General features: G+C 59.0%; 23 protein-coding genes and 7 pseudogenes. 15 read left to right on the forward strand and 15 right to left on the reverse strand.

Features of this window, described 5'->3' with window-relative positions; translation table 11 throughout:
• Together CF70_RS36475 and CF70_RS34460 are read left to right on the forward strand one after the other, a co-directional pair.
• Positions 1-228: hypothetical protein (locus CF70_RS36475; protein WP_035861595.1), on the forward strand; the 228-nt coding region annotated here is incomplete at its 5' end.
• Positions 216-573, forward strand: a pseudogene (locus tag CF70_RS34460) (transposase); the annotation flags it as partial. The gene CF70_RS36475 and the pseudogene CF70_RS34460, both read left to right, overlap by 13 nt.
• A gap of 110 nt (positions 574-683) precedes the next feature.
• Here the strand turns inward: CF70_RS34460 and phbB are convergent.
• Positions 684-1427, reverse strand: a complete 744-nt coding sequence (gene phbB, locus CF70_RS05645) for an acetoacetyl-CoA reductase (protein ID WP_035861598.1) — start codon at positions 1425-1427, stop codon at positions 684-686.
• 715 nt (positions 1428-2142) lie between these two features.
• Between phbB and CF70_RS05650 the strand changes: the two genes are divergently transcribed.
• Positions 2143-2985, forward strand: a complete 843-nt coding sequence (locus CF70_RS05650; RefSeq protein WP_035861605.1) for a 3-keto-5-aminohexanoate cleavage protein — start codon at positions 2143-2145, stop codon at positions 2983-2985.
• 10 nt (positions 2986-2995) lie between these two features.
• On the opposite strand, the pseudogene CF70_RS39155 reads toward CF70_RS05650, so the two are convergent.
• Together CF70_RS39155 and CF70_RS05655 are read right to left on the reverse strand one after the other, a co-directional pair.
• Positions 2996-3114: pseudogene (locus CF70_RS39155) on the reverse strand (IS30 family transposase); the annotation flags it as partial.
• A gap of 243 nt (positions 3115-3357) precedes the next feature.
• Complete coding sequence (locus CF70_RS05655; protein WP_051648061.1) at positions 3358-4071, reverse strand: response regulator transcription factor; 714 nt, start codon at positions 4069-4071, stop codon at positions 3358-3360.
• A gap of 565 nt (positions 4072-4636) precedes the next feature.
• Here CF70_RS05655 and CF70_RS36880 point away from each other — a divergent pair.
• The 4 genes and pseudogenes from CF70_RS36880 to CF70_RS05680 all read left to right on the forward strand — a co-directional run.
• Positions 4637-4819, forward strand: a pseudogene (locus tag CF70_RS36880) (IS6 family transposase); the annotation flags it as partial.
• A 157-nt stretch (positions 4820-4976) separates the two neighbouring features.
• Positions 4977-5270, forward strand: coding sequence for an IS1096 element passenger TnpR family protein (locus CF70_RS33690; protein WP_051648062.1), 294 nt, complete (start codon positions 4977-4979; stop codon positions 5268-5270).
• A gap of 1806 nt (positions 5271-7076) precedes the next feature.
• Positions 7077-7280 (forward strand): cold-shock protein, encoded by a 204-nt coding sequence (locus CF70_RS05675; protein WP_035861731.1) that lies wholly within the window; start codon positions 7077-7079, stop codon positions 7278-7280.
• Positions 7281-7663: 383 nt separating this feature from the next.
• Complete coding sequence (locus tag CF70_RS05680) at positions 7664-8005, forward strand: hypothetical protein (protein WP_152561699.1); 342 nt, start codon at positions 7664-7666, stop codon at positions 8003-8005.
• A gap of 213 nt (positions 8006-8218) precedes the next feature.
• Here CF70_RS05680 and CF70_RS37395 read toward each other — a convergent pair.
• Positions 8219-8410 (reverse strand): annotated as a pseudogene (locus CF70_RS37395) (TPM domain-containing protein); the annotation flags it as partial.
• A 332-nt stretch (positions 8411-8742) separates the two neighbouring features.
• On the opposite strand from CF70_RS37395, the gene CF70_RS34475 reads away from it, so the two are divergent.
• Entirely contained in the window at positions 8743-8964 is a 222-nt protein-coding gene (locus tag CF70_RS34475) for a DUF3079 domain-containing protein (protein ID WP_081862029.1), read from the forward strand.
• Between the two features lie 228 nt (positions 8965-9192).
• Here CF70_RS34475 and CF70_RS35705 read toward each other — a convergent pair.
• Positions 9193-9318 (reverse strand): annotated as a pseudogene (locus CF70_RS35705) (pseudouridine-5'-phosphate glycosidase); the annotation flags it as partial.
• Positions 9319-9361: 43 nt separating this feature from the next.
• A complete protein-coding gene (locus CF70_RS05685; RefSeq protein WP_035861734.1) occupies positions 9362-9610 on the reverse strand; it encodes a hypothetical protein in 249 nt (82 codons plus the stop codon).
• Between the two features lie 543 nt (positions 9611-10153).
• Here CF70_RS05685 and CF70_RS05690 point away from each other — a divergent pair.
• Together CF70_RS05690 and CF70_RS05695 are read left to right on the forward strand one after the other, a co-directional pair.
• The gene (locus CF70_RS05690) at positions 10154-11194 is read left to right on the forward strand and encodes an isocitrate/isopropylmalate dehydrogenase family protein (RefSeq protein ID WP_035861615.1); all 1041 of its coding nucleotides are present in this window, start codon (positions 10154-10156) and stop codon (positions 11192-11194) included.
• 209 nt (positions 11195-11403) lie between these two features.
• Positions 11404-12726 (forward strand): CitMHS family transporter, encoded by a 1323-nt coding sequence (locus CF70_RS05695; RefSeq protein ID WP_035861620.1) that lies wholly within the window; start codon positions 11404-11406, stop codon positions 12724-12726.
• 87 nt (positions 12727-12813) lie between these two features.
• On the opposite strand, the gene CF70_RS05700 is transcribed toward CF70_RS05695, so the two are convergent.
• The 3 genes from CF70_RS05700 to CF70_RS05710 all read right to left on the reverse strand — a co-directional run bounded on the left by CF70_RS05700 (position 12814) and on the right by CF70_RS05710 (position 15320).
• Complete coding sequence (locus CF70_RS05700; protein WP_235184898.1) at positions 12814-13029, reverse strand: hypothetical protein; 216 nt, start codon at positions 13027-13029, stop codon at positions 12814-12816.
• A gap of 802 nt (positions 13030-13831) precedes the next feature.
• Complete coding sequence (locus CF70_RS05705; RefSeq protein ID WP_035861625.1) at positions 13832-14626, reverse strand: type IV pili methyl-accepting chemotaxis transducer N-terminal domain-containing protein; 795 nt, start codon at positions 14624-14626, stop codon at positions 13832-13834.
• A 13-nt stretch (positions 14627-14639) separates the two neighbouring features.
• A complete protein-coding gene (locus CF70_RS05710; RefSeq protein ID WP_035861626.1) occupies positions 14640-15320 on the reverse strand; it encodes a methyl-accepting chemotaxis protein in 681 nt (226 codons plus the stop codon).
• 607 nt (positions 15321-15927) lie between these two features.
• On the opposite strand from CF70_RS05710, the gene CF70_RS05715 reads away from it, so the two are divergent.
• Positions 15928-17520 (forward strand): SagB/ThcOx family dehydrogenase, encoded by a 1593-nt coding sequence (locus tag CF70_RS05715; protein ID WP_035861629.1) that lies wholly within the window; start codon positions 15928-15930, stop codon positions 17518-17520.
• A 545-nt stretch (positions 17521-18065) separates the two neighbouring features.
• Here CF70_RS05715 and CF70_RS05725 read toward each other — a convergent pair.
• Positions 18066-18326: a hypothetical protein gene (locus tag CF70_RS05725; RefSeq protein ID WP_035861635.1), complete on the reverse strand. Its 261-nt coding sequence runs from the start codon at positions 18324-18326 to the stop codon at positions 18066-18068.
• Between the two features lie 423 nt (positions 18327-18749).
• Positions 18750-18983, reverse strand: coding sequence for a hypothetical protein (locus CF70_RS05730; protein ID WP_035861638.1), 234 nt, complete (start codon positions 18981-18983; stop codon positions 18750-18752).
• A 363-nt stretch (positions 18984-19346) separates the two neighbouring features.
• Here CF70_RS05730 and CF70_RS33695 point away from each other — a divergent pair, with 363 nt between their 5' ends.
• A complete protein-coding gene (locus tag CF70_RS33695; protein ID WP_063830430.1) occupies positions 19347-19616 on the forward strand; it encodes a hypothetical protein in 270 nt (89 codons plus the stop codon).
• A gap of 9 nt (positions 19617-19625) precedes the next feature.
• Positions 19626-20021 carry a hypothetical protein gene (locus CF70_RS05740; RefSeq protein WP_035861641.1) on the forward strand — a complete coding sequence of 132 codons (396 nt, stop codon included), beginning with the start codon at positions 19626-19628 and terminating at the stop codon, positions 20019-20021.
• Positions 20022-20329: 308 nt separating this feature from the next.
• Here the strand turns inward: CF70_RS05740 and CF70_RS37400 are convergent, their stop codons facing one another.
• Positions 20330-20698, reverse strand: coding sequence for a hypothetical protein (locus CF70_RS37400; protein WP_081862030.1), 369 nt, complete (start codon positions 20696-20698; stop codon positions 20330-20332).
• A gap of 1043 nt (positions 20699-21741) precedes the next feature.
• Here CF70_RS37400 and CF70_RS37405 point away from each other — a divergent pair.
• A pseudogene (locus CF70_RS37405) lies at positions 21742-21864 on the forward strand (GDCCVxC domain-containing (seleno)protein); the annotation flags it as partial.
• A 429-nt stretch (positions 21865-22293) separates the two neighbouring features.
• On the opposite strand, the gene CF70_RS38865 reads toward CF70_RS37405, so the two are convergent.
• The 3 genes from CF70_RS38865 to CF70_RS36885 all read right to left on the reverse strand — a co-directional run bounded on the left by CF70_RS38865 (position 22294) and on the right by CF70_RS36885 (position 23523).
• Positions 22294-22407 carry a BON domain-containing protein gene (locus CF70_RS38865; RefSeq protein WP_081862031.1) on the reverse strand — a complete coding sequence of 38 codons (114 nt, stop codon included), beginning with the start codon at positions 22405-22407 and terminating at the stop codon, positions 22294-22296.
• A gap of 9 nt (positions 22408-22416) precedes the next feature.
• Positions 22417-22743, reverse strand: coding sequence for a hypothetical protein (locus CF70_RS35710; RefSeq protein ID WP_152561701.1), 327 nt, complete (start codon positions 22741-22743; stop codon positions 22417-22419).
• A 570-nt stretch (positions 22744-23313) separates the two neighbouring features.
• Complete coding sequence (locus CF70_RS36885) at positions 23314-23523, reverse strand: hypothetical protein (protein WP_200876702.1); 210 nt, start codon at positions 23521-23523, stop codon at positions 23314-23316.
• Between CF70_RS36885 and CF70_RS34505 the strand changes: the two are divergent.
• Positions 23507-23912, forward strand: a pseudogene (locus CF70_RS34505) (DNA cytosine methyltransferase); the annotation flags it as partial. The gene CF70_RS36885 and the pseudogene CF70_RS34505 overlap by 17 nt on opposite strands.
• Positions 23913-23956 lie beyond the last annotated feature (44 nt).

The raw sequence follows: 23956 nt of genomic DNA on the forward strand, positions 1-23956 counted from the left end.
TGCAGCGTGACCCAGTGGGACACGGACGATCTCGACGCGCTGGGCTTGCTCAAGGTCGACGTCCTGGCCCTGGGCATGCTGTCGGCGATCCGCCGCACGCTGGATCTCGTCTCCGAACAGCGCAGCGAGGTGTTCGAACTGCAGGACATTTTTTCCGAGGAAGAAAGGAAACAAGCCGGTCTATCATGGAAAGGAGCGCTGGCCGTTTCTCTCTCGGTTCCGGCATGAGTTGCTGGCGGCGTCTGCACACGTGGCAGCAGGCCGGAGTTTGGGACCGTCTGCACGAAGCGCTGTTGGCCAAACTGCGTGCGGCCGACCGCATCGATCGGTCCGTGTCGTCGTTCATTTCCTCTTCTGTTCGCGCCGTGGGGTCGGGTAAAAACAGGACCCAACCTCACCGATCGCACGCGACCCGGTTCAAAGCACTAACTCCTGACGGAAGCCCAGGGTATCCCAGCTTGCGCTGACGCTGACCGGCGCCAATCGAAACGACATTACCCACTGCTGCCGCTGATCGAATCGATTCCCCCGATTCGCAGCAAGCGCGGTCGCCCGCTCTCGCGCAGCTCCGTCGGGTGCGGTGGCCCTTACCAGGCTCCGTTTGCGCCGGATGGCTTGCCGCCGACTCGGGAGACGCGATGGCTCTGTCGCGGCCGGCGCGAATCACCACGTCTCTCCCATCGTCATTGCATGTGTTGCCCGCCGTTGATGGCAATATTGGACCCGGTCACGTAAGCGGCATCCTCCGAGCACAGATAGGCAACCAGGGCCGCCACTTCCTCCGGCTTGCCAAGGCGGCCAACCGGGATCTGCGGCAGGATCTTCGTTTCCATGATCTCCTGCGGCACGGCGGTGACCATTTTAGTCGCCAGGTAACCGGGGGAAATGGTGTTGACCGTCACACCCTTCCTGGCCACTTCCAGCGCCAGCGATTTGGTGAAGCCGTGCATGCCGGCCTTGGCGGCCGCGTAGTTGGTCTGACCGAAGGCGCCTTTGGAGCCGTTGATGGACGAGATGTTAATGATGCGTCCCCAGCCGCGCTCTACCATGCCATCGCACAATGGCTTCGTAACGTTGAATACCGAGTCAAGGTTGGTGCGGATCACGGCATCCCAATTCACCTTGTCCATCTTCCTGAACGCCATGTCGCGGGTGATGCCCGCATTGTTCACCAGGATATCGACACGACCTACGTCGGCCAGGATCTTGGCCATGGCAGTCTGGCACGAGTCGTAGTCGGCTACATCCACCGGGTAGGCGCGCAAATTGCGACCAGCAGCGTCCATTGCAGCTAGCCAGTCCTGCACGTTCGGATTTCCCGGCGAATGCGTCACGACCACGGCATAGCCCGCGTCATGAAGTTTGATGCTGATGGCTTCTCCCAGACCGCCCATTCCGCCCGTCACTACTGCCACTCGTTTCGTCATGCTTTCCCCTTTACTATTTGTGAAAATATCCTCGCTCCGACACTTCATGGACGTCTCGCGAGAAAGACTTAGGTGCGTTCAACGGTGAGGGCTACTGCCATCCCGCAGCGCATCCGTGGCAAATGGGAAGAGATCGCAACATCAGCCCTCTGGTATCCGGCGAGTTGCTCATGTGCGAAAAGCGACATTCAAGCCCCCCGCGTAGAGGAGAGACCCAGCATGGAAGTGACCAGATCCAGCCAAAACGCAGAGCCATTTGTGCGCCGCACCAATCGCGAAGCAAATTCTAGTGGTTACCCTCTAAATTTAGCGAAAAAATTTATACGGGCTTACCCTTATTGACGCAAACATGCTGACCATCGATTTTCGTTTAATTTAAACGACACACCAATAAAGTGGCTTGGAAATGCAAACAAAATATTAAAAATTTATGAATTCCTCGGAGCGAAGTGGTCAATCCCACACGTCAGCAAAAACTCACCGCCTGACAACCACACCCGGTCACCCCCGCACACCAGATTCGTACTATATGTCGACGGTATCGTTGCAGAGCTAATCGGTATTGGACGAAACGAGTTGAGCCTTATATGGTAGGTGCCCGTTGCCGACTTACACAATTAGAGCAACGCCATGCGCCCACGGCGCGCTGGGGTCGTCTTGCTGCTCCTGAAGGCGCCGGGAGTGTCGCTGTCCCACACATTTTATGAAATCAACGATGAACAAGCCTTGCATCATTTCTGTCGCGATCACGGGATCACTGCCGCGCAAGAAGGACAATCCGGCAGTGCCGATTACCGTGACCGAGCAAGTGGAGTCGACTCAGGCGGCATTCGAAGCTGGTGCGACGCTTGTTCATCTGCACGTACGCAACGATGACGAAACACCCACATCGAATCCCGATCGCTTCGCTCGAGTGCTGGAAGGCATACGCAAGCACGCGCCGGGCATGATCACCCAGGTGTCCACGGGTGGTCGCTCGGGGGCTGGTAAGGAAAGAGGCGCAATGCTGTCTCTGCGGCCTGACATGGCCTCGCTCGCAACCGGCTCGGTCAATTTTCCGACTCGGGTCTACGACAATCCGCCAGACCTGATTGATTGGCTCGCCGCCGAGATGAAGGCTTATGGCATCAAGCCCGAAGTCGAGGCTTTCGACCTATCGATGATTTTTCGAGCGGCAGCAATGCAGGCGGCTGGAGCAATAGTCGGTCCTTTGCATATCCAATTTGTCATGGGTATCAAGAACGCAATGCCTGTGGATTCCGAAGTGCTTGAATTCTACGTTCGCACACTCCAGCGCCTCTCTCCCGATGCAACCTGGACCGGTGCCGGCATCGGTCGTGATCAACTCACCATGGCTCGCTGGTCACTCGAACTCGGAGGGCACTGCCGCACCGGCCTTGAGGACAATGTGCGGATGGACAAGGCTACGCTCGCGCCGTCCAATGCGGCTCTTGTGTGCCAGGTTGCAGAGCTTTGCGGAGAATATGGCCGCTCTGTCGCGACCGTAGCCGAGGCTCGCGAGATCCTGAAGCTCCCCTCCCAATCGGTGTCCGCTTAGGCCTGCGGATTCAACCCGTGAATGCAACAGGTTGGTGAAATCGTTCTGCGGGTGTTTCGTTGCCTGCGAATACGGCGAAAGGTCGGTTCCCTTGGGGGAATACTGTCTCAATATCCCGTTCGTATTATCGAGACCCCAGACCACACTTCCCGCGAAGTCCTAGCGTGAGGTTGGCATGATCAGATTCCGTGTTACTTGAACACACGACACATTGTTTTAGCCATGTCGCGTCATGGCGAATTGACGCTCGCACGCCGGAAGTAATGCAGCTAACGAGGGAGATTGCCCAATCCGGAGTTGCGGAGCTAATGGGAGGAGCGCCAAAATCCCAAGCTAGCGCCTTGCTGCGAATTTTTGCGTGTAATCGCCAAGTCACGGCTGCCGCGGCGGCTCATTCCGATCTTCACCGGAGCGATCCAGCACTGTCCCCTGCATTGCCTGCCCGCCGCTGCTTACCCAACCAAGACGGGCGCCCTGTTGCCGTGCTGCATAGACCGCTGCGCCTTTGCCGCCCACTTTCAGTTGCTTGTAGAGGGCGCGCGCGTGGCTATTTACGGTCGGTACGGAAATGTTCAACTCGCGGCTGATCACCTTGAGTGGATGACCACGGGCAAGCAGCACAAGTACTTCGTATTGCCGCGGTGTGAGGCCAAGGATCTGCGCCTCTTCATAATCAAACCCGTCATGCAGGAGCGCCGGCGTCGATATGGAGGCCGCAGCGCCGTTGCCAGGCACGCCAGCGGGTAAGGCTGGAGGCACCTGCCGATACCCCCGGACGCCAACCTGATGGCCACGAGCGACAAGATGGAAGGAGGCTTCAAGGTCGGCCAGCGGAGCGAACTTCGATAGACAGCCCACAACCCCGTCCGACAGACCGCCGAGCGGCACTTCCAGGGGAACGATGTCAGACAAGAACAACACGCGCGAAGCTGCCCACGGCGTGCGCACCTTACCGAGCAAGTGCCACCCGACGTCCGGATCCGCCGACATACCTAATACGATCAGGTCTACACCACCGTTAGGCAAAGCCAGACCATCGATATCGGCGGCGTCGACAGGAGCGCGCCAAAGCGGGGCTAAGTGCATCTCGTTATACAGAAGCGCCAGCAGCCGACGACCCTTTGCGTGGAAATCGTGAAGGACACCAGCGCAAGCCTGCTCGACCTGCTGGACGAGGGTCGCATCGATGTGGCGATGTCGCAGCAACGTGAGGCAGCGGCCGGTCGTGGTGGCGCCTTGATGCCGGCATTGGCGAGTCCACGCTCCAGCGCCAGGCGCTTTCTCGGCGCCGGCCACGGCGGCGGCGCGTTCCTGATCGATCTCACGCAGTGCGCGGCGCTTAGTGGCGCTGGCTCGCTCCTGCGCCGCCGCGACCTACTCGCGGGTACGTTCCAGGCCCGTCGAGAATTGGGTACGCGACTCACCAAGCTGCCGTTCGAGCGCCTCGAGCTAGCATATTCCCCCCTCGTGACGCGCCTGCGCGGCAGCTTGGGCCTGGCGCTCGGCCTCAAACTCGCCTTGCAGCGTAGCGCGTGCTCGCTGGGCGGCGTCGAACTCGGCTTATACGGCGGCTTGGCTTTCTCCTGCTCGGCCACCACCACATCCATCGCGCGCGGGTCCGGTGTCGAACTCAGCACGCGTGGGAGCAGTCATGAACCCGGAAGTTGCAAAGGCATTGAAGCGCCTGCATTGCCCACTGGACTTGAGGCTGACCTGCGTGCGCTGGTAGGTCACCTATCCGCTGAGCCTGTGTCATCTCGAAGAAATGATGACCGAGCGCGTTAGCTCGATCGATCACTCGGCAGTGCACCGTTGGGCGCTCAAGTTGCTGCCGGGAGACCGCGCCAATTCGGGGGCAACGACGATGTTCGCTGTTGACAGGCTAATGAGCCACCTACAATGCGCGCGTGGTTTCCGATCTTCGACCGGCGACTTCCGTCCTTCAACTTCGAATTGCTCTGCGCGGCTTGAGCCCGCCAGTTTGGCGACGTGTGCTCATTCCCGAGCACATCACACCTAAGCAGCTACACGATGTCATCCAGGCGGTCATGGGCTGGACGGACGAACATCTGCACCAGTTCCTTATTGGTGGCCAGGGGCACGGCGAAGCCCGCGAGGGCGCTCTGCAATTTTCCACGATGGCTACTGCGCTGACGCTGGGCGCATTTGCTCTGCGCGAGTACGAGGGCATCGTCTTGCCGGCGACGAAAATATTTTGCGGAATTTTTGGCCTACTGCCCTACTCTGAAGCGACGGTAGACTTACTCATGTCCAACGGAGGGTGAAAAACTCGGCTTGGGTCGAGTGACATCGATTAGTCGCTCCGCCACCGCTTCGCAAGCGTAAGGCATTCCTTGCAAGAAACCTCGACATACATCTCCGCCTTTCGCACCTTTAAATTTGTACCGTCCATTCGCCGCGAACGAATGCAAAGAAAATCGCCAGCGCTACGCACCAGACGCCCATCGCGAAAGCCCTGTTTCAGCAAGATGTGAACATCGTTGGCCAAGCGCTGTCCCTCGTCGCTTTGCGTCCCGTGCAAAAGACTAGATTCACCGTCGATTGCACCGGGCACCCACCTGAAGGGAATCGCGAGGCTATCGTTAGACGCCTGCGCTCGAACGCGAAGGTCCTCTTCGCGCGCCCGTAGGCTGGCTTGCTCTGCCGCTTCTCTCGCCGCTTTCGCAGCACGGACCCGGTCTACATCATCCGCCCGTGCACACATGAACAATCCATTGATATCGCACCAGACTTCGACCAGGGTTCCCGACGCAAGTCCAATCGGTCCCCTTCGAACCCTTCCGCTTGCGGTACGACAACCGTAGACCTCGAGCTGTTTCCCATCCAGGTTCACATGGTTGCCTTCGACAGGAACGCGGACTCTGTGTCCCTCAATAAGCCACAGAGGGTCAACGCCCGCGGAAACAAGATGCAGTTGGTAGATGTCCATACCCAAGACAGCCCCAGCAGCAACGCCGGGTTAAGTGCTACTCATGGTTGGAAAGTGTAGACCAAACATTGAAAAAATTCTCGCGCGCTATTGACAGAAAAGAAACCCGCATCGCCGGGAAGCGATATGCGGGTGGTAGCAAGGACTACCCCGTCAGTCTACGCGAAGTTAAAATTATTTACATCAGATATAAGAAACATTTTCTTGCTATTTCTTGGCATTGCGGCCCGCCCCCCCCCGATACCGGCTTTCTCACACGTTGAATTGATGTCACGCAGCTTCGAGGTTAATCCTTGTCTCTGCCGATATCATCCGTTTGGCCTACTAGGCTGACACCAAATCGTCATGTGGATTGTGTCCAATGCGCGGTCGGCTTCTGCGAGGCACTCTTGGGGTTCATCGCCGCTGCTGGCCACCCTGCTCTCGGGCGTGCTGCCACTCATCGCCGCAAAAGAAAGAACGCCCTTCGCGAGACAGCGCCAAGCGAAACCGGGCAAAGCAATGTTGAAGGTCAATATGCATCAAATTCTCGTTCCTCCCATGACCACGAGCGACACACCGCCGCCGGGTACTCGCAGCCGGAGAAGGATCCGCTGGACTGATTTCACCAGCGTTCAGGCCCTTCGCCAGGATGCCGAAAAATCTGCGGCCAGTGGCTTAGGTTGGCATGAACAAAACAGGTACTGCCACCTCCCACCACCCTGCCGACTTGCTCCAGCAGGCCGCTATCCTAGACACGGCCGCTGACGTGCTGGCGCTGACCAACTGGACCTGAGTCAGTTCGCTGCCATCCTACAACGCGCCCCTTTCCGACCTCTCTTGTTTCCGCATCAGGCTTTTCTCGCTGGGTAGAGAAATGCGCGACCAGCACGACGTCGCGAGAATTAATCGCGCCTAATTCTTCTTTCGCAAATTAACATATGCGATACCAGCGGTGACTCCGCTACCAGCCGGGGCGGTCCTGTAGCAGGCTCCAGTGGTAAACCCTAGACCACCTTGGCTACAATGTGTTTCCTCGGATATGCTGGCGAACCGGATGACTGTGCTGCAATCGACGGAAAGAAGCTTAAGCTTCAGCAGCAAGTCCGGATTGGAAATTTGATATCTGCATGCGGTATGCATGCGTTGCTTCGAGGATGAAATGGCGACTGGCATTGTGAAGTGGTTCAACAACGAAAAGGGATTTGGATTCATTACGCCGGACGGCGGTGGCGCGGACTTGTTTGCCCACCACACGGAAATCCAGGGCACTGGATACCGGTCCCTTGATGAGGGCGCCAAGGTCGAATTCGACGCAAGGCAAGGCCCCAAAGGGTTGCAAGCCTCGCAGATTCGCAAGCTGTAGTCGCCGTTGCCGCTAGGCAGTCGAGATGGAAGAAAGGCCCTTCGCTGTCACGAGGGGCTTTTTTGTTTCCGGCAGCACTAGGCCGCTTCGGCGCATCCACACGAGTCGGCAGCCAGCTGCAATCAATACGCCAATCGGCGCCCCGCAAATAATCTCCGAACAATGTCGCAGCAGGCCCCACCCTCGACCGTCAAAGTCCGTACAAAACCCAATACTCAGGACTGGCCTTATTAATCACAATGAGTGTCTGGAGAAAACTGACCGCGACCTGAACGTTGTAGGCAACTGCCTTGACCACGACAGGCCTGGTGGAACGCTAACGAAATGGCACGCAAATTGCGTCAGCCGAATAAGAAAAGCCAGTCTCATCAGGGAGAATCATCGTGCAGACGATCATGGTTCTGTTGGTACTTGCGCTCGTCATGCGCGCCCTATATCTGCATCTGCACCTCGCGCGCGCAGAGTTGATTCGACGCGAAGAGAGAGGGATGCTCACCTATGAGGTCCGGCGGCGTGTTGGCATGGAGGCCCTTCCCTCACATGTTTCCGAGTATCCCGTCCCCAGAGAGGTGCGAATTCGCGTTCTCAGGTTCACCGTCATGGTGCTGTGGCGCGAGGAGTACCACATTGCGCTGCCCGTCGAGGCCTGCACACACCTTGGGGATATCTCCGCCGACGAAACTGATGAGCGCTTCCCCGCGTGGGTACAACACCGTCCGTTTTAGGCCGGGGACGTCTCATCGCAGGTGCCGTGTGCAGGTGAGCGGCGAAATGTCAGTCAGCAAAGGGACCCGCCAGACCGGACTGCTCAGATACGCTACACAAGCGATAAACTGCGCCGCACTCAATTCAGATGAATGCTCTCAGTCCGCTGACCTCAGTGCGGCATCTAGTTTGTCTACAACCTCGGCCCAATCGGCATCCTCTGGAATTTCTCCCCGTAGGGCTGCTTCCATTTCTCGACAGACGACCTCCCACTCCCGGGGCTTGACCGTCGCATGGATGCCTCGGTCAGCAACAATTTCGACGCTGCGGTCTGCCAGCAACAGATATATCAGGACACCATTGTTACGTTCCGTATCCCAGACGCGCAGCTGAGAGAATACTTCGACGGCACGCTCACGCGCTACGCGACTATCAGCACATGCTGGCTGGCATCGCGGAAGTGAAAGCGCGGCATGCGCGCCATGGGTGATTCGGCCATGAGCGGCGCCGTCGTTGCCCGCGTTGCGAGGATCGCGCCGGCTCCTCTGCACCGATTGCCAGTGCTGGTCAGTGGCTGGCGAGCGGGCCAACATGCGATGCATCGAGTTCTTTGCGTTCGCGATTCGCAACCCGCACACGCGCCGGGCCTACGCGAGGGTTGGCCGCTGGTCCTACTGCGGCCTTGATCTCGGTCAAGCAGCCCTGCGCATGGTGGCAGCATACTGCTATCAGTAGATGGCAGTCGAGGCTTTGTCCCATGGTCAAGAAATTCCCTCTCCACCCCAAGCATCCCGAGCGCGTTTGCTGGGGCTGTGACAAATACTGCGCCGTCCATGCGATGGGTTGTGGTAACGGATCGAGCCGCACGCAGCACCCAGCGGAATTGCTGGGCGACGACTGGTACTTGCATGGGGATTGGGACATCGACGCCAGCGAGACGACAGGGCCTACACAGGACAAAGACCAAAACTCGGGCTGATCCATTAGTCGGTCCGCTCTTGCGCGCCGGCTTCGCGTCAGTGCAGAGGATGATGGTCAGTCATCGCGAAAGTCATAGCGGTACTCGAATTCGGTGACCGAGCCGAGCGCATGGTTCAGCCGAACGCCCTTCTCCGAGCGCAGGCCTTCTGAGACGTCCTTATCGAGGGTCGGCCGGGATTCGCAAATATCTTAAGCTTCAGATATTTGCGAATCCGCCATCCCTCTTCTCCGGGTAGGGCATGCCGTGAGCGATGATGGTCGATTCCAGCGCCACGAGCGGGCGGCCGGCGGCCTGTGCAGCGGCCACAGGCGCGCTGAAGGCCAACCATGAGTGAGCCAGGTCGGTAATCATGTTGATGCTTTCGGCGGTGAGATTCGACGGCTTTCCTCGACCTCTATTCGTGCCCTGTCACGACCTTCTTCGTCGAGTGATAGCCGTGCCTGCTTGCGTCGACAACGGCGTGGCCGGCCGCTTTCGCACCGCGGCCAACCGCGTGCGCGGCATCGCGCGCAGCATGCCCGCTCTGCTTCGCTGCTGTCTTTATACCGCTCTTGAACGCATGGGCATCCGTCGCCAGGCTCGCATGCGCCAACGAGCTGAGGGCGGTGAGCACTATCGCAACGATCGAAGTTCTTGTCTTCATCATTCCAACTTCAGGTTGGTGCGCAAGGCAGGCAGTCGGCCTGTGGGTGGCGACGGTCCCTATGCCGCTGCGTCATCAGACTACTGATCACATACCTTGCGCGGGGATACATTCCATTTGCTTGTCTGGTGAAGCAACCCGACTTTTGTTTCACGTGTGTACATTTTAGCCGTGACCGGAACCGCGCATCCGAACCTGGCCTTCACATCGGTGTAACCGCTCGCCGTGCGCTGGGACACCTGGCTCTCTACCGCTGCCGCCGCCCCAAGATTGCGGGGCAGCGACCCGCATGGTCTTCCAATCGTCGCTTCTGCCCTTGGCTTGGCAACCTTCAATGACCCTAGCGTAAACCCCAGTGATAAAACAGGCACATTGACAGTTTGCTGACAGCCTTCCCCGCCTAGAATCTGCCCCCTGGTCAGCCGGATCGGCGGCAAATGCCCAAATCCAGCGCCGACGCGTCCGCAATGACGAGCAACACGGCCTCCCTGGCCCGGCGCAGTGGCCGGCCAGCGAAACGCTCACTTCACGACAGGAAAGCAAATGGAAAACGGTGCACGCGAACAGATCCCAGCCACGCTGATCCCCGGCGACGGGATCGGTCCCGAAGTGGTGGACGCCACCGTCAGGGTGCTGGATGCGCTTGGCGCCCCGTTTGCCTGGGATGTCCGGCGGGCGGGGATGGCCGGCGTCGAGTACAGCGGCGACCCCATGCCGGAAGACACGCTGGAGAGCATCCGCCGCACCGGCCTGGCCCTGAAAGGTCCGCTGACCACGCCGGTGGGCGGCGGTTTCCGCTCGGTCAATGTGCGCCTGCGCGAGGCGTTCAATCTATACGCCAACGTGCGCCCGGCCCGCACGCTGGTGCCGGGCCGCTTCGAGAATATCGACCTGGTGCTGGTGCGCGAGAACGTCGGCGGCTTCTATGTGGCGCACGACTATTACATTCCGGTCGGCGACGACCCGCATGCGGTGGCGGTGTCCACCGGCACCAACACGCGTGACGCCTGCCGGCGCATTGCCCGCTTTGCCTTCGAGTACGCCGTCAGGAACGGCCGAAAGAAGATTACGGTGGTGCACAAGGCCAATATCCTGAAGGCGCTGACCGGCATCTTCCTGGAAGCGGCTCGTGAAGTTGCCAGGGACTACGCCGGTCGCGTGGACATGGACGACATCATTGTCGACGCCTGCGCCATGCAGCTCGTGTTGAACCCGTGGCGGTTCGACATGCTGCTCTGTACCAACCTGTTCGGCGACATCCTGTCGGACCAGATCGCCGGCCTGGTTGGCGGGCTTGGCATGGCGCCGGGCGCCAACATCGGCGACCAGGCCGCGATCTTCGAGGCGGTGCACGGCTCGGCACCCGATATCGCCGGCAAGGGCATTGCCAACCCGATCTCGCTGATGCTGGCCGCCGGCCTGATGCTCGACCACGTGGGCCGCCAGGATCTGGCCACGCGGCTGCGCTCGGCCATCGAGCTGACGCTCAGCCAGGACCAGGTGAAAACCGGCGACCTCCACGGCACAGCCTCCACGCTGCAGTTTGCCGACGCGGTAGTGAAGCGCATCGTTTCGGCCAGTTGACCCGCGCCCGCGCGGTAGGCAGCGCTTGCTGCACCACGCGACAAGTCTTGCCGGCGCACGATACTGCCCCCCTCCACGGTCATTCCATATCCGGCACTCCCTGACGTGCCGGTGGGATCGGCCTCGGCCTTAACCTCGTGCGCCGGACGGACGCACACACCCGCCCCCATGCGCCCACGTGGCAGGGCGGAAAAGAGATACAGAAGAAAATGTTGACCCTGCTCGCCTATTCGATGGTGATTGTGTTCATGGCACTGATCATGACCAAGCGACTCTCCGCCATGGTGGCGCTGATCCTCGTTCCCATTGCGTTCGGTGCGATCGGCGGTTTCGGCCCGGAACTCGGCCCGATGATGCTGGACGGCGTCAAGAAGCTGGCGCCGACCGGCGTGATGCTGATGTTCGCCATCCTGTATTTCGGCGTGATGATCGATGCCGGCCTGTTCGATCCGGTGGTGCGCGTGATTCTGAGGGTAGTGGGCGGCGATCCGATCAAGATAATCATGGGCACCTTCGTGCTGGCCGTGCTGGTGTCGCTCGACGGCGACGGCTCGACCACCTATATGATCACCTGCGCCGCGATGCTCCCGCTCTACAAGCGGCTGGGCATCAGCCGGCTTGTGCTGGCCTGCGTGGTCATGATGGCGGGCGGGCTGATGAACATCCTGCCCTGGGGCGGCCCGACCGCGCGCGCCGCCAGTGCGCTGGGTGTGGACGTGGGCTCGCTCTTCGTGCCGATGATCCTGCCGATGATTGTCACCGGCATGTGGGGCCTGTTCGTGGCATTCCTGCTTGGCCGCCGCGAACGCAACCGACTCGGCACCATCGCCATGATGGCGGCCGGGGCCGGTCATGACGGCCATGCCGCGCCGGAGGTTGCCGCCGGCGACCCGCAGATCGCCAGGCCGAAGCTGCTGTGGTTCAACTTACTGCTGACCGTCGGCCTGATGGTGCTGCTGATTCTGGGCACCTTCCCGCTGCCCGCGCTGTTCATCGTCGCATCCGCCATCGCGCTGATGGTCAACTACCCTAGCCTGCAGGAACAGAAGGAGCGGATCGGCGCGCATGCAGCCAACGTCGTGCCGGTCGTCTCGCTGATCTTCGCCGCCGGTATCTTCGTCGGCATCCTGTCGGGCACCAAGATGGTCGACGCAATCGCCAACAGCGTTATTGGCGCGGTGCCCGACTGGATGGGCCCCTACATGGCCCTGGTAACCGGTGTGCTGAGCATTCCGTTCACGTTCTTTGTCTCGAACGACGCGTTCTACTTCGGCATCCTGCCGATACTGGCCAAGGCCGCCGCCGTCTATGGCATCGGGGCGGCGGAGATCGGACGCGCCTCGCTGATCGGGCAGCAGGTTCACCTGCTGAGCCCGCTGGTTGCGTCGACCTATTTGCTGGTCGGTCTGGCAGAAGTCGAGTTTGGCGATCACCAGCGCTATACGCTGCTCTGGGCGCTGTCGGCGGCGTTGGTCATGATGCTGGCAACCGTTGCTTTCGGCGTGATACCCATCATCGGCCAGGCGACTTGAGACAGACCTCGCATGCAATGCACCATCCGGACATTCGCTGCGCGGCTGACCTGAGCTAGATTGACGCTTGCCCGCACTCGTCCCAATCTAAAACTTGTGACGGATAACAAGCACGGCGCCGAACTGGTTCTCCGAGCCACTGACCATCCCAAAGGCGCTGCCCTGGATCGCCCCGGCGCCGCCCGCGGTCAGTCCCAGGGTTGAACCATCGTTGTTCTTGGCGTAGCCCACGTTCAGGTACGCATCGGTGCGCTTGGACAAAGTGTAGTCAGCCGCCACCCGTAGCCCCAGAAGCCTCTTCACGTCTCCTACTGCGACATCAATATACGATGGGCGCTGTGGCGCCCTTTACCTGTATCCTCGATCACGGCCTGGATCTGCCGCAACTCGAGGGTACGGCCCTGCCTGCAGGATGCGGGTGCGCAAGGATGGCAAGAGCGTCTCCAGCAGCTCCGCCGACCCCAGCTTCCATTCGCACAGTGTTGCACGTAGCAGGTTAAAGCCCAGGCGTGCGTAGCCCATCTCCTGCTAGTGGATCGGCAAGTGGTCCACAAAGGTGTTGACCTAGATGCTGGCAAGCGCAGAGCCCGCCCCCGTCCTGGATCTGACGCTGTGTACGCACGGCTGCGTGCAAATCCTTGTCCACTGCAACGACAGTAGCCCCTTGGGCCGCCATGCGGAACGCAATAGCGGCTCCATTGCCCGGCCCTTCAGTGGATGAGCCCGCACTGCGTTGATGGAGCGGGGTCATGACGGACCTCCTGGGAACAGGGAGTGGAATGCCCGGTCGGGCAGCTCCATGCTGCTCCCAGCCGCCGGCTCATCCCTTCCCTGGGCCCGGCACCAGCCAACCGTCCTGACCGAACGCAGGCACTGACCTCCGCTTCCCTCCCACTACCGCGTCAGCGGTTTAGTACAGTCGTCAATATCTGAAGCTAAAGATATTGACGAATCCCGGCCACCCCTCTTATCAGTTCTGGCGCCTGGTGGGCAATATGATCCGTGTGAACCTGCCGTCGCTGCGGAAAAGCTGTGCGCCTCGCCGGCATTGCAAGCGGGGCTGCCTGTAAAGCCGCGTCTGGCATCGCTCGTTCACGCTCCCGCGTTACTTGGGCATCCCTTCATACATGCTGGTGACGTCATCCATCACCTGAAGAATACGCTCGCTGGTCGTGGCGATGTTTCTCAACTGTTCCGCGCGACTGGCCCCGGTCTGATTGAGTGCCTCTTCAAAGACCAGCCACTGAGAGCCGGCAAGTTGCAGTTCGCGACGGATTGCCTCTGTGTTTTGCGGCGCCCCGGTGAGGAGTTCCTGCGCGGTTGCGAATTCCCTGGTAGCCGTGTCCAGATCCTGCGCCATTTGGGGGGAGGCAATGCCCCAGGCGCGGAACATGCTGATCTTGGCGATTCTCTGCGAAAGCATCCGCTGGCGGCCGGCAACGTTGATCAGCTTACCCATCGTGGTGCCGGAATGTTTCTCGAGCAGGATGGTTCCCTGTTGCGCAAGCTTCAGCACGTCCTCGCTCATTCTTGCGATTGCTTTCGCGCTATCGAGATTCGGATCGCCGCCGGACAGCAACTGCTTATAGGGAATCCATGTCTGCTCGAGCCTGGCGTAGATGTCCTTGATCTCCGGCGTGGGCGCGAACGCCTTCAGCTCCATGAGCTGCTTGTCAAAGAGCGCCACGGACTGTTCGAGGACCTTCTTCGAACGTTCGACTTCAACACCGAGGCCAGCCTGGCAGTAAGCCTTGGCCATGCGCTGAGACAGCATGCGCTGGCGGCCCGCCTTGTTGATCGCCGCGTTGATCGTTAGCGTTTCGGCCGAAGCAGTCCCGGCCAAGGCCAGCGCCAGGAAGCTGCAGGCAATCAAGCAGAAGGAACAGACGTAACGTTTCAAGGGCGTCTCCGCGTTAAACTTTGATTGGGCCTTTGGACGCATCGCTCGAGCCGACGACGTGTCGGATCAGTTGATCCATCTCCTTGATGATGTCCGCAAGCACCAGCGTGATCACCGCGAACTCCCTGCCGTACTCTCCCGCCCGTGCCGCCGAGATGCGCGCATTCATTGCGACGATGTTCGCTTGCATCGAAATACCGCTGAGGCGCTCGACGAGGTCGGTGTGGCGTTTGCGCACAGCGACCTCGCAACGGTGCATCTCCTCCTGGTAGGCCTGCGTGACGGTCTGCAGCAGTTCAAGCACTGGCGTGGCCTGCGCCACCAGCACGTCGAGGGATGGCACTCGCCGGCTGGTGTCGGCCAGTGGTGCGTCTATCGCTGTTCTGACCTGGGCGATGAATTCACGGATACGCGCGTCAGCGCGCGGACTACCAAAGTACAGTTGCTGCAAAGCGCCGGAGAATGCGCCGGGCAAACGCTCATTGCCCGTTACGAGATCCGAATGCGCCGACTCGAACATTGACAGGCACTTGCGTGCGATATCGAGCGCGGCAGTGTCCCCCCGCGAAGCGAGCAATATCTGGAGGACGATCCGTTGCGACAGCATGCGCTGCCTTCCGGAAAGGTTGATCAATCCGCCGATGGTTTCGGCGGACACTTCGGCCTCGGGTGACTGAGTAGAGAAAGCGTTCATGCCATGCCTTGCAGGTAGTGTCGACGCAGATGCGCACCGCGCTGACCGGCAAAGAAAAAGCGCCCCGAAGCGAGATGCCCGCAAACCGGTTGCCCGGTCCGTGATCATTTCGCTTCGGGGCGCCGTTGCCCGGGATGCTCCTTTTCGGAGCGTGTCATCGCGACTTGCCAGATTGTTTCAAGGCCGCCGTTGGCCTGTGTGTCGCCTATGCAATATCTATGCCATAGCTCACGGAAGTTGCACAGGCTGCGGGCGCAGGAAAATGGCACGGCGGGAACGACCCGCGCACCGATCCCGTGCCAAATGCCTCATCACGACGCGTGCGTTGGGGCATGGCCAACTGATCCAAGGTACGGGGGCGTACTTCATGAGTGCCTTGTCGTTGCTTATGGTCTGCTGTTATGTCACTTCTTACAAATACGCTCTTGCGACTAGATTTCCAACAAGTGTTACTCAACTGGTGGGCGCCCGACCAACTCCCCTGCCAGTTGCGCCCACTGGCGAGAAAATGACCCTCCCTGTACTTCGATGCGCCCACTTATCGCCGCGACGCCAGGTGGCTGAAAAGGATCCATAATTCAAAACAAGTATTCCTGAACTGAGGCACATGAGCCGATTAACGCAGGTGTTGCTTGAATATCACGAACGCAGCAAGCACCGTGTCAACCGCTACGCGCCCGGCCCCGGAGGGCTCGACTGGGCAACCCAGCCAGACCCGTTCCGGGTGTTTCAAGGCACACCGCGGATTGCTCTGCCATTGGTCGCGGACACCTTGGTCACACGCTACAACGATCTGCGCTGCGGCACTCTGCCTCCCGCGCAAAGATTCAGTATTCATACCCTGGCAATCCTGTTTGAACTTTCACTCGGCCTCTCAGCGTGCAAATCCTACGGTGCTCAGCGGTGGTCACTGCGCTGCAATCCTTCGAGCGGGAATCTGCATCCGACCGAGGGCTATCTTCTGTGTCCGACTCTGCCTGGCTTGTCTGGCGGGGTCTACCATTACCTGAGCCGCGACCATGTACTTGAACGTCGTGCTGAAGTGGACGATCCGCGATGGACGGAGGCGTTTTCGGGCGGCGGTATCCTGGTCGGCATAAGCTCGATCCACTGGCGCGAGGCGTGGAAATACGGAATGCGCGCCTGGCGCTACTGCCAGCATGACTGCGGCCATGCTATCGCTGCAGTGAGTTACGCAGCGGCAGCACTCGGCTGGCAAACGCGGCTGGTGGAGGCTGCCGCGGATGACGCGTTGGCCGCAGCGCTTGGACTGGACCGCCGCGAGGATTTTTGGGCGGCCGAACCAGAGGTGCCGGATGCCCTGCTTTGGATCGGAAATCCTGAAGCACAGCCGGACCCTAAGTGCCTGCGGACTGCTTTGAACAAGGCGCACTGGTACGGATACGCGAATCAACTGAGCGCGGGACATGAGAGTTGGCCAGACATCGATTCGATCCATCGCGCCACGCACAAGTCTCGTACTCGCGAGCCGAGTTCGCTAAACCCGGAGCCGCACCTGTGGGCCGGGACGCCCGCCGTTGATCTGAGCTTTGCCCGAATTGCTCGGCAGCGCCGCAGCGCGATGAATTTCGATGGTACGACGCGCATCACCACCGCGGCTTTTTTCGCCATGCTGGCATGCCTGTTGGTACGCAGCGACACGCCACCGTGGAATACGCTGATGTCTCCTGTCGCGGTGCATCCGGCGCTATTGGTGCACCGCGTGGACGATCTGGAGCCGGGCCTGTATGTGCTGGTGAGACATTCCGGGGCGCTGCCTAGCCTCAAGCAGGCTATGCGTCCGGAATGGCTGTGGCAAAAGATTGGACCGGACTATCTGCCTCTCTATTTTCTGCTGCCTTACGATTTACGCGCGGTGGCAAAGTTGATCTGTTGTCACCAGGACATCGCCGCCGATTCCTGCTTTGCGCTGGGAATGCTTGCAAATTTCGAAATCGCCCTGAAGCAACCGTGGCGTTATCGCCATCTTTTCTGGGAATGCGGCATCCTCGGCCAGGTGCTCTATCTTGAAGCCGAGGCCTCCGGAGCGCGCGCTACGGGAATTGGCTGTTTTTTTGATGATCAAATGCACGCCATGCTGGGAATCAAAGATCACGCCTGGCAAAGCTTGTATCACTTTACCGTCGGTGGCGCCATGCTCGATCAGCGCTTGTCTACATTTGCACCGTATGAGGTTTAGCCTTGACCCGAAAGTGCTACTTTCCGATTCGTGGGACAGGAACCTTGGCAAACTGAAAGTATCGCCGTCCAGACAGCGAGCACGGTGGTATCTCTCTGCCGCGACTTGCTCGGGAGTCGGCCACACCTCACCCTGCCGGTGGCGCCATGGGAGGCGGCGCTGGGGCCGGTGGTGCCCATCCATTTGCCTGGGTGCGCATTCCCCCCGGCGCGCAGCGCGGCAATGGGCTACGCGTGCGCGGCAAGGGCATCCCCGCGAATCCACCGGGTGATCTGCTGCTGGACCTCCAAGTGGTGTTGCCGCAGGCAAACACCCCTAAAGCGCGGGAGCTTTATGAAACCATGGCCCGGGAATTGGCCTTTAAGCCGCGCCCGGATAGGAGAGCCTGATCCAAGCTTGATGACGACATTCTGATCGGCAGCTTGATGGAAGATGCATCCTTCGGGCACGCTCCAACCACTGAGTTCGGCTGCCTTCCGGGCTAATATCCCTATCTGCCAAGTGGCCGGCTTTTCTACCCCCCGTTCCTCATGGCCTGGCATCTCTCATTCCAACTTATCGAATGCGCCGGCTCCCAGATCTTTGCTGAAGTGCTCCACCCAATCTGTCTCGTAACCGATAGGGTATTCCCGCGTAACTCGAGTTGATCGTCTGGTTATGGCGACATAGCCCTGCAGACCAAAGTTCTCGTCGCCCTTTGGGTCCGTCGTATCGGTTTCGGCAAGCTCGAAATCATCTTCTGCCAGACCGTTATGCTGCAAGGCAGCAAGAAATGCCCGTTGTTCGTCCGGCTCAATCAGTTTCATTGTTGGCTCCTTGTGCGTCCAACGCAGACGTGGTGGCGTCCCTCCTGATGGTGAGTGGCGGACGAGCCTCAGATTGATCGGCACCGCTCCATCTTCCAGAGGGGGCGCGCTCAGGCGCGTTCCCGTGGCCTCAGATGGGTACGCAGCGCCTGGAAGCATCATGGTTGCGGACTGTGGGGTTAAGAAGTGACCACGCCTTCATCGTAGACCTATTTGCTGGCCTCTGGCAGCAAGTGATCTATCATCAACACAATAGCACTACCCTTAAGGGAGACAAATACCGGAGCGGCGAAATGGACGGCATTGATTCAGAAAGCACCTTCAGAGGCTTTCCCTTGACCCAGGAGCACAAGCGTAGTGAATCCCAGGCGGCGCGCGAATCGTGCCGAGATTTATTCAGACATTTCCGGCCGCGAGGACATGTTATTCGACACCCAGAATGACATCGATTGCGGCTCTCCCGGCCAATTCTGCGATCAGATGCGCCCACCGACGTGAAAACGGCCCGCCGTGTAATTTGATGCGCTCGCCAATCGCTGCAACACCGGGTGGTCGAAACGGACCGCTGATACTAAACCATGCATCGAACATGTCCTCGGATGTATTCACCAGCTCCACGTGAATCTCGAACCCACGATATTTGGTAATGCGCTCCATGACTATCTCCTGGTGCTTGGAAGGATCCTGGCAGCACGCTGCGGCACCGGACGCGTTGAGTGTGGTCGGAATTGGCAAGGGTCAAGCGCATCGAAGCGATGTCTGACGGTCGACGATTTCGCCTGATCGGGGTGGGAGGATGGGGTCTTCCGCAGATTGTCGCACCGGACGCGGAACCTGGGGGCGAGGTGGTGTCCTCCTATGTACGACAAGGTTGGAGTATGCGCCTAGGTTTGCACTTTCATCATGAATTTCGCTGAAAACTACCCGGTTGGTAGCGGCACCCGAGGCGGAGCACGAACCAACGGATAGGAAAAGCATGATGGTCGACCGAGGTGAATCTTCCTTCAACAGGGGCTTATCGTGACACGCCATTGGTCAGAAGATCCGTACTGGGCTAACGGCCTCGATCGTTATCATTGCGCCCGGGCGAGCGGTGCAAAGCAGATAGTGATCAACCTCGACCCTATTGAAGAAATGCTCTTCGATGGAGATCGCCCGGCGTATCGCGCGCTCGACGCCATGGCTTCAGTCCGCGAACTCGAGGGATATGACCGCTTCCGCGGGGCTCCGCGTGTCGTTTTGGCTTTGCTACAGAAACAGAGTGAGCAAAGCGCGGGCGTAGAGGAATAGGAAAATCGAATGGACCACGTCATCTTGACCCCTGCAATAGTGGCTGATCTTGTGAGCGACTGTCTCGGAACAGTGAAGGTTCTCGGAATCGTTGGTCGGTGCCGAACGGGAAAGACCTTGTCGTTGAAGCAGTGGACGGAAGAAACACGTGCTCAAGATGGCCTGCGAGTAGCGTATGCCGACAACCACACCCTCTTGGTGAGTGAGAAGGTTGAGGTCGATTTTGGCGGCCAGGTGCGGGGTGCTGCGATAGGTCACTATCCTATGTTCGATCTTAACGGCGCCGACGTTGTGATCGTGGATGAGCCTCTACAGAACCGGGAGCTTGTGGAGCGACTGTTCGCACACGTCGATCCCAACGGAGGGGCCTTTATGCTCATCGTCTTGGCATTGCTAATCATATAGCCGGCCTGGGCCTCGCCCTGGGAAGCGGTGAGGTTAGAGTCATGGTGGGACAAGCACTTTGACCCGACGGCCTCTTGACCCGCTTCCGAGCAACTTGGCGCTCCCCTTGCGGATATCCTCATTTCCGTTGCATTTCGGCTGGGTCTCGAGCGCTTCCAGCATCGGCGGATGTGCGGCCGGGTCACCGCATGTGATCTCGGCAATCACCACTGCCGATATACACTACCGCCTTCAAACGCTTCAGGAATGCGGCCGTTACGATCTCCGGCAGCGAGAAGTGCCCCATCGGGCCTTGCGACGTCAGCCTGCTACCAATTCAAATGCACGTTCCGCTCACCCACACGCAATGTGGTGTGTTTATCTACACCGTTATAGGTTGCCACGACTTGATAAGTTGCCCTCGGTGCTTTGATGAGGCAGCGCGGCCCACTCGAACGGAAGGATGCAACTTCGACTCCGTTGCGCGAAAGGGTGATTGCAACATCGGATAGATACTCACCGCGCGCGCCCTCAGTGAATAGCAGTCCCATATCAAAATCCTTCGACTCCGACTTGAGTGCCTGCTGCTCGTCCTCACCAACGCCTCCGCAAACGTAGCTGACTGGGCCTATGGTCTGGCGCGCAAGATCGGCTGCATGTGCGCTAGGGCCCGCTAACACAAGAAGCGCGCCGGCCATAAGCGCACAGAGCCTGCCCTGCCATGGCGTCGAACTGCACATAGGGTATATGGGGCGCCATATATGACGAGTTGCTTGCATGGAATGTCTCCAACTAACTCCATACTAATGAGATATATTCAAATTGAAATTGTTCCGCATTATTTCCAATGAATACGATGTGATTCAAGTGCTTTATTTCCGAGAAGGAAATATATTTCGAAATGTGTCTATCGTATTTTCTGCAAATAGGTCCATTGCAGATTTTTATGAGTATCGATTGCATCACCGCATCCTTAGAAATCGAGTGATGTTGTTTTCAAAAATATATGAGTGACTCTATCATTGCCTGAGAAGGCAATCAAGCAACGCTAATTCATGAGGTCAATTAACTTATTGGTTAATTCATCACTGCATCCTTCAGGTGGTTTCTCAATACCAGTGCACATATCACACAGAGCACTCAGGCCTTGCCCACCATACAAAGAGGCACTACCAAGAAAATTAGCAATTTCTCCGTAGACTAGTTGCGTTACAAAATGTAATAGGTATTACGATTTATGCGGAATGTTATGCCATAAAGCGCGTGACAAGCTTCTCATTCTTTCCATGCTTTGTAGGAATTACACCGACACCTATTATTCCATTGTCGTCCTATGCTTGATTAGCAAGAATCATGAGAACTGACCTGACGAGACCGGCTTTCTTACTCCTCAATGCATAAATTTCGTACCATACTCGTTCTCGGCAACAACGACGAGAAGAATAATTTTCGTGCCTCCGGAAAGTACTCAAGGTGTCGCTCCTGGCGACGCGAGAGACTTGCCGCGTCGACGCCGTCGTGTCCAATTCACCCGTGGTGCGAGAGGGCCAAATGAACCACTAGGCCTAGAGCATCCTGATTTCGAGTGCAGGAGTTCGCGACCTGCCCTCCTTCAGCGCCCGTGTCTACACGACAGCGAGCGCTTTTTTTGGGTGGTGACGCGTAGGATGTCGGATGGTCCTCTATAGCGGACCTTCGAAAGCGGACCTGCGCGGCCAGCCTATCGAGAAACGCAACGCGGCACTACGAGTGCAGCCACTGCAAGGCGATCCTGCTGCCCAACCTCGGCGACTGCTGCGTGTTCTGCTCATTCGGCTCGGTCAAGTGCCCGCCAATCCAGCAACAGCGCGGGTGCTGTGGATAGAGCTTAGCGGATGATTCTTACCGTTCTGTGTGTTGTCCAATCGCGCGGTGGCCGATATTGAGTTACCGCCGGGCGCGCCCTAACCTCGTTCCCCAGCTCCGTCGGCCCCCGTCGCGCACCCCTTCCCCAGTGGGGGTACAGATATTGATGCGACGCATCATAATCAGCGGCGGCAACAGATTGGACCCCCTTGTTGCTGTTCCAAGGTGTAGGCACCATCTCCCCGTGCCTACACCCTTTCTTCCTCCTAAGGTGCCTACCTCTAGCGCACCACGTTACCGTCGCCGCGCCGGCGCCTCGTTCTCGAGATCCGCCAGCCGCTTCCCCCGCTTCGCCGTGCGCTCACTGGCAATCTGCCGGACCCTGTATGCCGCGCGCTACTCGATGTCCGCCAGCGCTGCCCGCACCTTCGCTAGCTGTCTGGTTTGGCTATTTCCCGACCTGCATACCATCGACCACTGATTGCACGCCATCTACTGCTCGGACTGCATTCAGGGCGGTCAGCTTCTCCGAGTCAGTTTGTACTCTGCCATCGAGGTACACAACGCCGTTCTAAGTTCGCACGCGAATCCCATTGGGCCTGAGCCCCTTCGCGGCGAGGAGTTCAGCTTTCACTTTCATCGTGATAGCGCTGTCGCTGAGTTTCGCCGAGGAGTCGGCAGACGGTGCAGATTTCACGATACCGGCGGAGTCATCCTTTGGCACGGTGCGATTGCTTGGTGCCTCGGGAAGACCAGGCATGCCAGGCGCACTGTTCATGAGAGGAGCAGCATCCATTGCAGCCAGTAGTCTGCCCTCATCCCCCCAGACAACTGCATTGCCCGAAGCAGCAAGCAATCCAACAACACTAGCAAGCCACCTCTTTTGGATTGATTTCATCAATGTCTCCTGCTGGTACTTCTGTGGGTCACAGCGCATGGCGAAGCCACGTCGCGGCCCCGCGCGCACGATACAAAGAGGACAAGCAAGAAGAGGACCGAGTTCCGCGGCGGTCTGGCGACGTTACATCCAGACACAGGCATTACGATTGGTGCACGAGCACATACCATAAGAGGGTGAAGCGACCTAACGCTACTTCCGAGGCGCTCAGGAACCGCGGACTTCACTTCCCTTTGTCATACGCAGTAAGGAAATGTATCCTGCGTTGCGAGGTTGGACACGGCGATAGAAAGTTGACTTTTCAACGGCGCAGCCGCTGGCTGCATGACCTTCAGCAATCCTATCCCCTTCGCAGGAGACGAAGATGCTCAGTCCTCATGAAATCGCCGCCTTGATGCTTCTCGATAGCGCAAACGGAAACCTCGAATTGGACCCCGCCGACCTAAAAAGCCTCGTGCGTCGGCAGCTCGTACGACTGGAACGACTGACACACGGTCGTAGCCAAGTTCGTCTCACCAACCACGGGCGCAACTTCCTGGACACAGTCGCCAAGAGGCGCTGAGCGGCGGCCTACATAGGCCATACCTCGACCACCTTGCGATGCCTAGCCGCACGCCAGCAGCCAAGCTGCTGCACCACGAATTCTGCGTAGACGGTTCCCTCGCTTTGGTTGAAATTAATCTTGCTCAAGTCGGTGATGGTCGCGTTGTCTGCGGCGCGGGTGGCTTGGGCAGAAGTGGTAACGATCACCGAAGCGGGACACCCACACAGCGTGTTCATCTCGTCGCCCGTGCAAGGGCGCCTTCGGGCTGCTGTCCGAGGCTCTGGGTCGCACGCCGAAGTACCAGGCGCTCAACGAGCTGACGCTGCGCTGCGTCTGGCTGATATGCGCGGCATGGAAAGATGACCCGATCGAACTGGTCGTGTTCGAGGACGTGCCGCGGCTGGCCACGCGCGGTCGGCATCTGCTCGACCAGATTAACCAGATCCTGCGCCACTATGGCCACGCGGTGAACGAAACGACGCACGACTGCGGCGAGATCGGCGGGCGGGCTCAGAGCCGCTAGCGCTTCCTGTTGGTGGCCCGGCAAATGGAAAAGGTCCCAGCCTTCCTGTGCGAACCTGAGTTGCGGCGCCTGCTAGCCGTCGGATCCGTGCTGGGGGCGTTGTCACGTTGGCGCAAATGGGCCGCAATAGGATGAGGGGGTGATCC

Source organism: Cupriavidus sp. SK-3 (assembly GCF_000611145.1).
In the GTDB taxonomy this organism is placed as follows: domain Bacteria; phylum Pseudomonadota; class Gammaproteobacteria; order Burkholderiales; family Burkholderiaceae; genus Cupriavidus.

Bases quoted from the DNA above. Each gene is read 5' to 3' on its own strand.
- CF70_RS05740 (WP_035861641.1), top strand. From the start codon at position 19,626: ATGGACCACGTCATCTTGACCCCTGCAATAGTGGCTGATCTTGTGAGC.
- CF70_RS05695 (WP_035861620.1), top strand. From the start codon at position 11,404: ATGTTGACCCTGCTCGCCTATTCGATGGTGATTGTGTTCATGGCACTG.
- CF70_RS36885 (WP_200876702.1), bottom strand. From the start codon at position 23,523: ATGAACACGCTGTGTGGGTGTCCCGCTTCGGTGATCGTTACCACTTCT.
- CF70_RS35710 (WP_152561701.1), bottom strand. From the start codon at position 22,743: ATGAAATCAATCCAAAAGAGGTGGCTTGCTAGTGTTGTTGGATTGCTT.
- CF70_RS05675 (WP_035861731.1), top strand. From the start codon at position 7,077: ATGGCGACTGGCATTGTGAAGTGGTTCAACAACGAAAAGGGATTTGGA.
- CF70_RS05715 (WP_035861629.1), top strand. From the start codon at position 15,928: ATGAGCCGATTAACGCAGGTGTTGCTTGAATATCACGAACGCAGCAAG.
- CF70_RS05685 (WP_035861734.1), bottom strand. From the start codon at position 9,610: ATGAAGACAAGAACTTCGATCGTTGCGATAGTGCTCACCGCCCTCAGC.
- CF70_RS05725 (WP_035861635.1), bottom strand. From the start codon at position 18,326: ATGAAACTGATTGAGCCGGACGAACAACGGGCATTTCTTGCTGCCTTG.
- CF70_RS05730 (WP_035861638.1), bottom strand. From the start codon at position 18,983: ATGGAGCGCATTACCAAATATCGTGGGTTCGAGATTCACGTGGAGCTG.
- CF70_RS05690 (WP_035861615.1), top strand. From the start codon at position 10,154: ATGGAAAACGGTGCACGCGAACAGATCCCAGCCACGCTGATCCCCGGC.
- CF70_RS37400 (WP_081862030.1), bottom strand. From the start codon at position 20,698: ATGGCCGGCGCGCTTCTTGTGTTAGCGGGCCCTAGCGCACATGCAGCC.
- CF70_RS05710 (WP_035861626.1), bottom strand. From the start codon at position 15,320: ATGAACGCTTTCTCTACTCAGTCACCCGAGGCCGAAGTGTCCGCCGAA.
- phbB (WP_035861598.1), bottom strand. From the start codon at position 1,427: ATGACGAAACGAGTGGCAGTAGTGACGGGCGGAATGGGCGGTCTGGGA.
- CF70_RS05650 (WP_035861605.1), top strand. From the start codon at position 2,143: ATGAACAAGCCTTGCATCATTTCTGTCGCGATCACGGGATCACTGCCG.
- CF70_RS05655 (WP_051648061.1), bottom strand. From the start codon at position 4,071: ATGCACTTAGCCCCGCTTTGGCGCGCTCCTGTCGACGCCGCCGATATC.
- CF70_RS34475 (WP_081862029.1), top strand. From the start codon at position 8,743: ATGGTCAAGAAATTCCCTCTCCACCCCAAGCATCCCGAGCGCGTTTGC.